The following is an 11,970-nucleotide window of genomic DNA, read 5'->3' on the forward strand; positions in this document are numbered from 1 at the left end:
CCTCGGCAAGCACGATCATCGCCGCGTCGATGTCCTCGCCGGCTAGCGCTGTGTCGGCCTCAACCAGCTGATCGCGCAGCATGGTCACTTCCTGGCGCTGCTCTCCTTCGACCTGCGATGTCATCTGCTCCAGACGCTGGATGATCTGTGCCAGCTGTTCGCGAGCGGTCTGGGCGTCCTGCTGCTCGAGCGCGGTGTTGGCCTGACGGATCTGCGCCTGGATCTCGTTGAACTGTGCGCCGCCCTGCTGCATCTGCTGCTGCTGCTGATTGGCATCCTGGGCGTAAGCGGCTGGTGCCAGCGCGGTTCCCGCGAGCAATGCGGCCAGATAGAACTTTTTCATGTCAGTCTCCAAAGTCTCAAGAAATTCGGTTCAGCCAAACCAGCGTTCCCAGAGCGGATCGGGAAGTGCTGATGTTCGGCGGCGAACTATAATCACAAGCGCAGAGGCCGAAATGAGTTCCAAACAAGAATGGTTCCCGGCTAAACAACCTGTCGCTGGGTTTCCGGCCCCCTCGAATACTATGCTTTGCGAATAATTAGGATTTCAGCCCGGCCGGTCGGCGCAAATCCAACGTCAACGGGAATGTCGCGTTCGCCGCCTCGCGCGCCGGCTCGAACTTCCCGGGCGTATGGCCGATGTCCTCGAACCGCGCGAGCCGCCGCGCCTCGGCCTCGTAGGAATTGACCGGAAATACGTCGTAGTTGCGCCCGCCCGGGTGGGCGACGTGGTAGATGCAGCCGCCCAGCGACCGTTTCGACCAGCGGTCGTAGATGTCGAAGGTCAGCGGCGCGTCGATGGGAATCGTCGGATGAAGACCCGAAGCCGGTTGCCAGGCCTTGAAGCGCACGCCGGCGACCGCGTCCTTGCCGATGCCCGTCGCGGTCAGCGGCACTTCGCGGCCGTTGCAGGTCACCATGTGCCGCGCTGGGTCGAAATTGGTCAGCTTTACCTGCAGCCGCTCGACCGAGGAATCCACAAAGCGGACGGTGCCGCCGATGGCCCCGGTCTCCCCCATGACGTGCCACGGCTCCAGCGCCTGGCGCAATTCGAGCGTTACGCCGCCGCGCTCGATCCTGCCGCAGAAAGGAAAGCGGAATTCCGCCTGCGCCTCGAACCATTCGGGCCGCATCGGATAGCCGGCCTCGCCGAGATCGGCGAGGACATCGAGAAAGTCCTGCCAGAGGAATTCCGGCAGCATGAAGCGGTCGTGCAGCGTGGTTCCCCAGCGAACGAACCCGCCGGTCTGAGGAGACTTCCAGAACTTGGCGATCAGCGCCCGGATCAAGAGTTGCTGGGCGAGGCTCATGCGGGCGTCCGGCGGCATCTCGAAGCCGCGGAACTCGACGAGGCCGAGCCGGCCGGTCGGACCGTCCGGCGAAAACAGCTTGTCGATACAGATCTCGGCACGATGGGTGTTGCCGGTGACGTCGATCAAAAGGTTGCGAAACAGCCGGTCGGTCATCCACGGCGATACCAGCGATGATTCCACGGGGATCTGCGCCATGGCGATTTCCAGCTCATAGAGCTGGTCGTGCCGGGCCTCGTCGACCCGCGGTGCCTGGCTGGTCGGTCCGATGAACAGGCCGGAAAACAGATAGGACAGGGATGGGTGGCGCTGCCAGTAGAGCACCAGCGACTTCAACAGGTCGGGCCGGCGCAGGAAGGGCGAATCCAGCGGTGTCGCGCCGCCGACGACAACGTGGTTGCCGCCGCCCGTGCCGGCGTGCCTGCCGTCGATCATGAATTTGTCGGTGCCAAGACGCGACAGCCGCGCTTCCTCGTAGACCGCCGTGGTGATGTCGACACTATCGCGCCACGAGGCCGATGGGTGGACATTCACCTCGATGACGCCGGGGTCCGGGGCGACGCGAATGACGTTGAGGCGAGGATCTTCGGGCGGCGGGTAGCCCTCGATCTGCAACGGCAGGCCTTCGGCTTCGGCCACGTCCTCGACCGCACCGAGCAGGTCGAGATAGGATTCGACCGTCTCCAGCGGCGGCATGAACACGCAGAGCTTACCGTCGCGGGGTTCGATCGCCAGCGCGGTGCGCACGGAGCCCTCGATCTCGGTCGGGGATGGGTCGGTGGCGCGACCGGCGGTCGACCGGCCAGCGGCCGGGAAGGATCCGTCCGTTGCCGTGGGCTCGGCCATCGTCCGGCGGTCGTGGCCGCTCCCCCGCCGCGGCTGCATTTCGACGCGGCCATATTGGATGCGGTTCTGCGGTGGCAGCGGCGGGAAAGCCTGCATCGGGTCGGCGGGGTGAGTGTAAGGATAGTCCTCGGCGTCCAGATGCGGGATCGCGCCGAGCGGCAGGCGGTAGCCGAGGGCGCTATCGCCAGGGGCGAGGAACAGATGCCCGCGGCGGGTCGTCCAGCGTTCCGATTGCCAGCGGATATGGCCCCTTGCCTGCCAGGCCTGGACCGGCAGAACGTAGCCGGCCGGTTGCGACAGGCCGCGGTCGAAGACCTTGGCGAGACGCGCGCGCTCCTCGCGGTCCTCAAGCTTGGAATCGGTCGGCTCGACATTTTCGGGAAGCTGCGCCTCGCGGGCAAGCCAATAGGCCGCATCCTCGAAGGCCGGGGTGGCATAATCGGGGTCGATCCCGAGAACTTCGGCGACCTTGCGCGAGAGGCGCTCCGCCTCCTTAGCGCCGACCGGCCGCGCGTCGGTTTCGCGGGCAACGAGGTCGGCGTTTTTCCAAACCGGCACGCCGTCCTTGCGCCAGTAGAGCGAGAAGGTCCAGCGCGGCAAAGTCTCGCCAGGATACCACTTGCCCTGACCGTAGTGCAGGAAGCCGCCAGGCGCGAAACGCTTGCGCAGGCGCCGGATGAGATCGTCAGCAAGGCCGCGCTTCATCGGCCCGGTCGCGTCGGCGTTCCATTCAGGCGACTCGAAATCGTCGATCGACACGAAGGTCGGCTCGCCGCCCATGGTCAGCCGCACATCGGCGGCCACCAGATCGGCATCGACCCGCTCGCCGAGCGCATCGAGAGCCTGCCAGCTCTCCTCGGAAAACGGATGGGAAACGCGGGGCCGCTCGGCGATGCGGTCCACCGTCATCTCGAAATCGAATTCGACCGCGGCGAAACTGACCGCGCCGGTGATCGGCGCGGCCGAGCGAAAATGCGGGGTTGCCGCCAGAGGCACATGACTTTCACCGGTCATCAGTCCCGATGTCGGGTCGAGTCCGATCCAGCCGGCGCCCGGCAGATACACCTCCGCCCAGGCGTGCAGGTCGGTGAAATCAACATTGGTGCCGGTGGGGCCGTCGAGCGCCACCGTGTCGGGCTTCAGCTGGATCAGGTAGCCGGAGACGAACCGCGCGGCAAAGCCGAGATGGCGCATGATCTGCACCAGCAGCCAGGACGTGTCGCGGCAGGAGCCGGAGTTGCGTTGCAGCGTCTCCTCCGGCGTCTGTACGCCCGGCTCCATCCGCACGAGATAGTCGATCTTCTGCTCGAGCGAGCGGTTGAGCCCGACGAGAAAATCGACGGTGTGGGTCTCGCTGCGGTCGAGGTCTTCCAGATAGCGGGTCAGCAGCGGGCCGGCGGGCTCGGCCCCCAGATAGGCGGCCAGATCGGTTTTCAGCGGCTCTTCATAGGCGAACGGCCAGGCCTCGGCGGCCTCCTCGACGAAGAAGTCGAAGGGGTTGTAGACGGTCCTGTCGGCGACGAGGTCGACCACGATGCGGAATTCCGTCGCGGGCTCGGGGAACACGAACCGCGCCAGATAGTTGCCGAAGGGGTCCTGCTGCCAGTTGACGAAGTGTGGTTCGGGCAGGACCTTCAACGAATAGGAAGGAACCTTCGTCCGCGAATGGGGCGCTGGCCGTAACCGCACAATTTGCGGACCGAGCCGCACGGGCCGGTCGTAGCGATAGTGGGTAACGTGATGAAGGGCTGCGAGGATCGACATCGGGGCTTTCGTTGGACCGGTTCCGGCGGGACGGCCATCGGACAATAGGGCTTTGACGCCGCCCGGCAAACCACTCGCGCCAGCCAAGGCATCGGGACGGGGTCTTGATGGGCCGGGCGCGGCCGGAACCACCGGCTGATCGGCGCATTCACAGGTGCCGAGCGGCTGGCGCAAGAGGCATTTTGGGATTTGACATCATGAAGCTTTTTTCCTGCCCGTCCTGCTCCCAGGTGGTGTTCTTCGAGAACGTCGTCTGCGAACGCTGCAACCATGCGCTCGGCTATGAGCCGCGCTCGAACCGGATGGTCGCTCTCGAACCCGATGCCGGGCTTTGGGCCGAGGCGGGTAGCCATGCGCGGGGGCGGCGCTGGAAATACTGCCATAATCAACAATTCGGCGTCTGCAACTGGCTCCTCGATGCGGAGAGCGACGACGGGCTGTGCGCTGCCTGCCGCCACAACATCACCGTGCCCGACCTTGCCGATGCCAGGAATGTCGAGCTATGGCGCCGGATGGAAGCGGCGAAGCACCGGATGATCTACACCGCGATGCGGCTCGGCCTGCCGCTGCAAACCCGCGAGGAGCATCCCGAGGGGCTTGGCTTCGAGTTTCTGTCCAGCGATACGGCCACGGGGGAGAATGTCATGACCGGCCACGACGATGGTCTGATCACCATCGCCCTGGCCGAGGCCGACAACGCCGAACGGGAGAAGCGCCGTACCGCCATGGGGGAGCCGTATCGCACGTTGCTGGGCCATTTCCGGCACGTGGTCGGACACTGGTACTGGGACCGCCTCGTGCGCGACGGCGGCGCCTTGGATGCTTGCCGCGCGGTGTTCGGAAACGACGAGGAGGACTATGGCGAAGCCCTCAAGGCCCACTACGCCAACGGGCCGAGGCCCGACTGGCAGAACTTCTTCGTCTCGTCCTATGCCGGCTCGCACGCCTGGGAAGACTTCGCCGAGACCTGGGCACATTATTTCCACATCGTGGATACGCTGGAAACCGGCAACAGCTGGGGGGTGACGGTCGATCCGAGGGTCGATGGTCAAGGGCTGCTGACGACCACCATCGATTTCGACGTCTTCGCCGAGCAAACGACGATTCAGGAAGTGGCGGATGCCTGGCTGGCGCTCTCGGCGGCGCTGAATTCCTTCAATCGCTCGATGGGGCACTCCGATCTCTACCCGTTCGTCCTCAACGAGCCGGTCATCGGCAAGCTCGGCTTCATCCACGACCGCGTGCACGGTCGCATCGGGCATGGACGGCGCGCGGCGTGACGGACCGCCAGCGCTGATGGATGGATACGGATCGGCGTCGGCGGTCCGGATTATCGCCAGCCAAGCAAAAAATACGCGACGTGGGAGGATGGAACGATCGTTCGGCGCTCCAATTAGTCATGCAGGGACGGGTGACTGAAGCTTACCGTGCGATGGCCGACGAGCTGTCGCGCCGCTGATTTTTTCCCGCGTAATCTTTATCGCTCCCAGATCGCCACCCCCGTATCGGACGGGTGCGGGCCGGGGCTTGAAATCGGACAGGCAGCAGGCCCGTGGACATGGCAAGCAACGACAGATCCTCCTTCGAAACTTCCTGGGGCACCGCCCGGCGCGGCGATCGGACGGAGTTCCGGCTGTGGGCTCCCAGCGCGCGATCGATCGAGCTGGCGATCCAGGCCGAAAACGACGAACTCGACTGTCTTGCCATGGACAAGGACGCGGAAGGCTGGTGGCGCGTCACCACGGACCGTGTCGCCGTCGGTGGCGGCTATGGCTTTCGCGTGAATGGCGACAAGGTCGTGCCGGACCCGGCGGCACGGGCCCAGGTCGGCGATGTTCACGGCCTGTCGAAGCTGGTCGATCCCGCCGACTTCGCGTGGAAATCGGCCGACTGGGCTGGACGGCCCTGGCGGGAAGCGGTGTTCTACGAACTCCACACCGGCACGTTCACCCCCAAGGGTACATTCGACGCGATCATCGACAAGCTCGACTATCTGCGCGACGTCGGGGTGACCGCGATCGAACTTCTGCCCGTCGCCCAGTTCGGCGGCCGGCGCGGCTGGGGCTACGACGGCGTACTGCTCTATTGTCCGCATGAAGCATATGGCGGGGTTGATGGACTGAAGCGGCTCGTTGACGCCGCGCATGCTCGCGGGCTGATGGTCTTCCTTGACGTCGTCTACAATCACTTCGGTCCGGATGGGAATTTCATCAACTCTTATGCCCCCGAGTTCTTCCACGAGGAGATCCATACGCCTTGGGGGGCGGCGATCGCCTATGACGAGGCGCCGGTGCGGGCCTTCATGATCGAGAACGCCCTATATTGGCTGGAGGAATATCGCATCGATGGGCTCCGGCTCGACGCGATCGACTCGATCGAGGACACGACGGAGACGCCGCTGGTCGAGGAATTGGCGGCACGGGTGCGAGCGGCCTTTCCCGATCGCCATGTGCATCTGACCACCGAGGACGATCGCAACATCACCTGGCATATCGAGCGCGGGCCATCCGGCGAGCCCAAACTCATCTCGGGCGAGTGGAACGACGATTTTCATCATTGCGCCCATGTGCTCGCCACCCATGAGGAAGAGAGCTACTACGCTGATTATGTGCGCCAGAGCGTCGAGCAGATGGCCAAGTGTCTCGCCACCGGCTTCGTGTATCAAGGTCAGTATTCGCGAACGCGGGACCGTGAGGTGGGTCACCCGTCCGGCCATCTGCCGCCGACGGCTTTCGTCAACTTCCTGCAGAACCATGACCAGATCGGCAATCGCGCCTTCGGCGACCGGCTGACCGACCTCGCCTCGCGCCGGGTGAACGAATGCCTCCAGGCCATCCTGCTGTTGTCCCCGCAGATCCCACTGATGTTCATGGGCGAGGAATATGGCGACACCCATCCGTTCAGCTTCTTTACGGATTTCGACGGCGAACTCGGTGATGTCGTGCGGGAAGGCCGCCGCAGCGAATTCCGCAAGTTTGGCGCGTTCCGAGACGAGGAGGCGCGCAAGCTGATCCCCGATCCGAACGCCGAGACGACCTTCCGTGATTCCCGGCTGGATTGGTCGATGAAGTCGCGGCCAACTTATGCCCGCCGGCTCGCCATGACCAAGGCGCTGCTGGCCAAGCGCCGACAATCCATCGTCCCGCTTCTCGCCGATATACCGGCGCATTGCGGCAGCTATCACGTTTCGGACAGTTCCAAGGCGTTCGTCGTCGCCTGGGTGCTGAAGGGAGGGGCGGTGTTGCATCTCTTCGCCAATCTGGACGACGAGCCCTGGGCGATCCCCGCGGACGTCATGAAGGGCGATCTGACCTGCGGTTCCCTCGTTCACGCTCATCCGAAGGAGGCGGCCAACGAGCTCGCGACGGGCGTCCTGCCCGGTCCGTCGGTGGTCTTCCGCCTGGAAGAGCAGCGCCTGATCGCGGATGCCCCGGCGTGAGCGGGTGTCTCGACAGGCTCGCCGAGAGCCACGGCATCCAACTCGCCTACATCTCCGAACTCGGCGAGCGCCAGGTCATATCCGACGAAGCCAAGCGGGCGCTGCTCACCGTTCTGGGCGTCGACCCCGATGAGGGGAAGCCTGGCGACTTCGACGAAGAGAAGGATATGCCGACGCGGCGCTGCGCGCTGCCCGGGGCGATAGCGGGAAACCGCGCCTGGGGCGTCGCCTGCCAGCTCTACAGTCTGCGCTCGCACCGTAATCTCGGCATCGGCGATTTCGAGGATCTGGCTAATCTGGCGCAGGTGGCCGCTGCGGAAGGCGCCGCCTTCATCGGCGTCAATCCGCTGCATGCCCTGTTCATGGCCGATCCCGGCCGATACAGCCCCTATTCGCCGTCGAGCCGCCGCTTCCTCAATCCGTTCTACATCGCCATCGACCAACTGGCGGGCGGGCCGGAGGCCATCGCGCGGCTGCGGAATGCCGAGTCGGATCTGTTCGCGGGCCTCGACGGGACGCTTGTCGACTATCCGGCGGCCGGGGAGGTGAAGCGCGCGCTCTTGAAGCAGATCTTCGCCGATCGGATCGAAATTATTCGCCAGGACCAGGGGTTCGAGCGTTTTTGCGCCGGCGGCGACGAGTCCCTCGCGGGCTTTGCCTTATTCGAGGCGATCTCCGAAAAGCAGGCCGAGGCCGGAGCCTATGCGGGCTGGCACTCATGGCCGGCGGCGCTCCAGGATAGGGACAGTCCGGAGGTCGCCCGCTTTGCCGAGGACAATGCCGACCTCGTCCTTTATCACTGCTGGCTGCAATATGAGGCCGAGGAGCAATTGGCCGAGGCGCAGGCGCGCGCGCGCGCCGCGGGAATGCCCATCGGTCTTTATCTCGATCTCGCCGTGGGCGTGGCGCCCGACGGGGCGGAGACCTGGGCGGATCCGTCGCTGACCGTCGGCGCGGCGCGGGTCGGCTCGCCGCCGGACATGTTCAACAGCCAGGGGCAGGACTGGGGGCTGGCGCCGCTGTCGCCCAAGGCACTCGCCGAACGCGGCTATCAGCCGCTGCGTGATTCCTTCGAGGCGCTGACCCGCAATGCCGGTGCCATCCGGATCGACCATGTGATGGGACTCGCGCGCCTGTGGTGGATCCCCGACGGCGTCGCGTCGTCGGGTGGTGGCTACGTGCGCTACCCGCTCGGCGCGATGGTCGACGCGGTCGCCGCGGCGTCCGAGGCGAACGCCTGTCTGGTCATCGGCGAGGATCTCGGGACCGTACCGCCGGGCTTCCGGCACAAGATGGAAGCGGCGCGAATCCTGTCTTATCGCGTGCTGTATTTCGAGCGCCACCGCGAGACCGAGTTCCTGCCGCCGAGCGCCTATCCGAAGCTTGCGCTCGCCTGCGTCTCGACCCACGACCTCGCCACCCTCGCGGGGTGGTGGCGGGGCGCCGATATCGCGCTGCGGGCCGAGATGGGCACTCAGGACGCCGCCGCCACCGTGCGGGACCGCGACAGCCGCCAGCATGATCGCCGGGCGCTGGCGGTGGCACTGGCGGAGGAGGGGATCCTTCCTGACGATCTGCGCCCCGCGGTGGCCGGGACGGCCGACCTGCCGGTGGAATTGCCGGCCGAGTTGGCCGTCGCGATCCACCGCTTCATCGCTCGCACGCCATCCGTGCTAGTGACGGTGCAACTCGACGACATGGTCGGAGCCGAGCGCCAGCCCAATCTTCCCGGCACGACCGACCAATATCCGAACTGGCGCATCCGCTCGGATGTCCCGATCGAGGACCTGCCGGGAAACGAGCGCTTTCTCGCCCTCGCCGCCGCCATGCGTGAAGAAAGGCCTGTCGCCTCATGAGCCGCCCTCTCGTTGCCACCTACCGCCTGCAGTTTCGTGAGGGCACGACGTTCGAGACCGCCGGACGGCTCGCGCCCTACATGGCTCGGCTCGGCGTCAGCCATCTCTATGCCTCGCCGATCTTCGCGGCCTCGCCCGGCTCGACCCACGGCTACGACGTCACCGATTACAACGCCTTCGAGGACGACCTCGGCGGGCTGAGCGGCTTCACCGCCATGAGCGATGCCCTGGTCGCTTCGGACCTTGGGTTGATTCTCGACTTCGTTCCCAACCACATGGGTGTCTCGCCGAAGAATTACTGGTGGGAGGACGTTCTGCGCTGGGGCGCCGAGAGCCGCTACGCCCAGACCTTCGACATTTCCTGGGAAGCGGAAAAAATCCTCGTGCCGGTGCTCGGCAAACCCTATGGCGAGGCGCTGGCCGAGGGCGATCTTTCGGTCGAGCTCGACGCGGCGAACGCTCAGTTGCGCTTCGATGCCTCCGGCTATGGACTGCCGATCGATCCGAGAACCTACGGCCATGTCTTCGGACTGATGGATCATCCGGAAAAGGACCGGATGGTGCGGCGCTTTTCCGTCTCGACCCCGGCCGAGGCGGAGGAACTGGCGGAACGCTTTTCGGAACATCTGACCGAAAAGGACTTCAGCAAAGCGCTCGAGCGGGCGCTTGAGACGATCAATGGCGATCAACATGCGTTGCACGAACTGCACGAAGCGCAGGCCTGGCGGCTCGCCTGGTGGCGGACGGCCCGCGAGAAGCTGACCTACCGGCGTTTCTTCGAGATCGCCGACCTGATCGGCGTCCGGCAGGAATCGCGGCGGGTCTTCCGCGAATCCCATCAATTGGTCATCCGACTGGCCCGCGAGCGTCGGCTGGACGGTATCCGGATCGATCACGTCGATGGTCTGGCCGACCCGAAAGGCTATCTGGAACAGCTGACGCAGGCGTTCCACTCGGTTCGCCGGGCGCCGACGATCCACGTCGAGAAAATCCTGACCGGCCCCGAGCGGTTGCGCCGATCCTGGGAGATCGAGGGAACTACCGGCTACGAATTCATCACGGCCCTGTCCGGTCTTTTCGTCGATGCCGGGCAGGAAGAGGCGATGACGGCGGCCTATCACGATTTCCTCGGCGAGGACGAGGATCTGCGGGCCATGATCACCCGGCAGAAGCGCTCGATTTTCCAGCGCAATCTTGCTGGCGAACTGTCGCACCTCACCGGGCTCGCCCTGGCGGTGGCGGGTCGCGGTCTTGCGACCCGCGACCTTGGCCAGGACACCATCGCAAGGGCGATCGTCGAGGGCGCGACCGCGCTTCCAGTCTATCGCACCTATGTCTCGGTGGACGGGGTGCCGCAGCGCGATATCGCGATCATCGACGATGCCGTCGATCTCGCCATGACCTGGCGCGAGGTCGAAGCCGATGAGCCGATCCAGTTCATCGGCCGCCTGCTCAAGCTGGATTTCGAGGACGGCGCCGATGTCGCCGGCGCGCTGGACTTCACCCGGCGTTTCCAGCAGACCACCGGCGCGGTCATGGCCAAGGCCGTCGAGGATACCGCGTTCTATCGCTATAACCGGCTGATCGCTCTCAATGAGGTGGGCGGCGAGCCGGATCATTACGGTGCCGACCTGGATGCGTTCCATGGGGCGATGCGGATCCGGGCCGAGGACCAGCCCGAAGGTCTGCTCGCCACCTCGACCCACGACCCCAAGCGCGGCGAGGATGCCCGCGCCAGGCTCTACACCCTGTCCGAGGCGCCGGAGCACTGGCGCGATCTCGTCACGGGATTTGCCGAACGGATGGCGCCGTGGCGCCAGGACATCGGCAACGGCTTCGAGGCGCCGGAACCGACAACCGAGTGGGGCCTTTATCAATCGCTGCTCGGGGTGTTGCCGGCCGATTTCAACCCTTCGGACGGGGGGCAGAGGGAGGCGATCTCCGCTCGCCTTGAGGCCTATGCGGAAAAGGCCGTGCGCGAGGCGAAGCGCTGGACCAGTTGGACCTCGCCGGCCGAGCCTTACGAGACGGCGCTGCGCGGCTTCGTCGGCGCGGTGTTCGATCCCGCGAAGTCGGGCACGTTTCTGGCCGACTTCTGGGCCGCGGCGCAGCCCTTCGTGGCCGCCGGAGCCCTGACGTCGCTGGCGCAGACGGTGATCAAGCTCGCCGCCCCCGGCGTCCCCGACATCTACCAGGGCACGGAATTCTACGACTTTTCCCTCGTCGACCCGGACAACCGACGGGATATCGATTTTTCGGCGCGCGGCGAGGCGATCGCCGACGGCGGAACGTTCGAGGAGGCTCTGGCCGACTGGCGCTCGGGCCGCATCAAGGCGATGCTGACGGCTGCGGGGCTGGCGATGCGGGGCCGCGCGCCGGCGCTGTTCACGGCCGGCAGCTATGAACCGCTGGCGGTCGAGGGCGACATGGCGCGGCACGTCGTCGCCTTCGCGCGGACGGACGAGACCGGCGGCGCGGCGATCGCCGTGGCGCCGCGGCTTTGCCTGACGCTTCTCGACGGGCGCGAGACCATCGACGTTCAGGCCGAGCGTTGGGGCGACACCCGGATCAGCCTGCCGGAGGCGCTGGCCGCTCGATCCTGGCGCAACATCGTCTCCGGCGAGACCGCCGACGCATCGGGCGAACTTGCGCTCGGCGCGATTTTGGCGAAGCTTCCTTTCGCACTTCTCGAGGCGAGTTGACGAAACGGGGGTGCCGCCTGCTCATTGATCGCATTTCCTGCGGCGGATCGATA

Annotated in this window: 6 protein-coding genes; 4 read left to right on the plus strand and 2 right to left on the minus strand. The window is 65.6% G+C overall.

The window, feature by feature from the left end; genetic code table 11:
* Together MJ956_RS00685 and MJ956_RS00690 are read right to left on the minus strand one after the other, a co-directional pair.
* Positions 1–343 (minus strand): hypothetical protein (locus tag MJ956_RS00685; RefSeq protein WP_253962561.1); only part of this gene is annotated, 343 nt, incomplete at its 3' end.
* A 196-nt stretch (positions 344–539) separates the two neighbouring features.
* On the minus strand, positions 540–3,920 hold the full coding sequence (locus MJ956_RS00690; RefSeq protein WP_253962562.1) for a transglutaminase family protein: 3,381 nt from the start codon (positions 3,918–3,920) through the stop codon (positions 540–542).
* Positions 3,921–4,117: 197 nt separating this feature from the next.
* Between MJ956_RS00690 and MJ956_RS00695 the strand changes: the two genes are divergently transcribed.
* From MJ956_RS00695 to treY, 4 genes are all read left to right on the plus strand, one after another.
* Positions 4,118–5,200, plus strand: coding sequence for a zinc-binding metallopeptidase family protein (locus tag MJ956_RS00695; protein ID WP_253962563.1), 1,083 nt, complete (start codon positions 4,118–4,120; stop codon positions 5,198–5,200).
* 278 nt (positions 5,201–5,478) lie between these two features.
* A complete protein-coding gene (treZ, locus tag MJ956_RS00700; protein ID WP_253962564.1) occupies positions 5,479–7,359 on the plus strand; it encodes a malto-oligosyltrehalose trehalohydrolase in 1,881 nt (626 codons plus the stop codon).
* Positions 7,356–9,215, plus strand: coding sequence for a 4-alpha-glucanotransferase (malQ, locus tag MJ956_RS00705; RefSeq protein WP_253962565.1), 1,860 nt, complete (start codon positions 7,356–7,358; stop codon positions 9,213–9,215). The genes treZ and malQ overlap by 4 nt, the downstream gene beginning before the upstream one ends.
* A complete protein-coding gene (gene treY / locus MJ956_RS00710) occupies positions 9,212–11,917 on the plus strand; it encodes a malto-oligosyltrehalose synthase (protein ID WP_253962566.1) in 2,706 nt (901 codons plus the stop codon). Before malQ ends, treY begins: the two co-directional genes overlap by 4 nt.
* Positions 11,918–11,970 lie beyond the last annotated feature (53 nt).

The sequence above is a fragment of the Aurantimonas marianensis genome, assembly GCF_024195285.1.
Lineage (GTDB): Bacteria > Pseudomonadota > Alphaproteobacteria > Rhizobiales > Rhizobiaceae > Aurantimonas > Aurantimonas marianensis.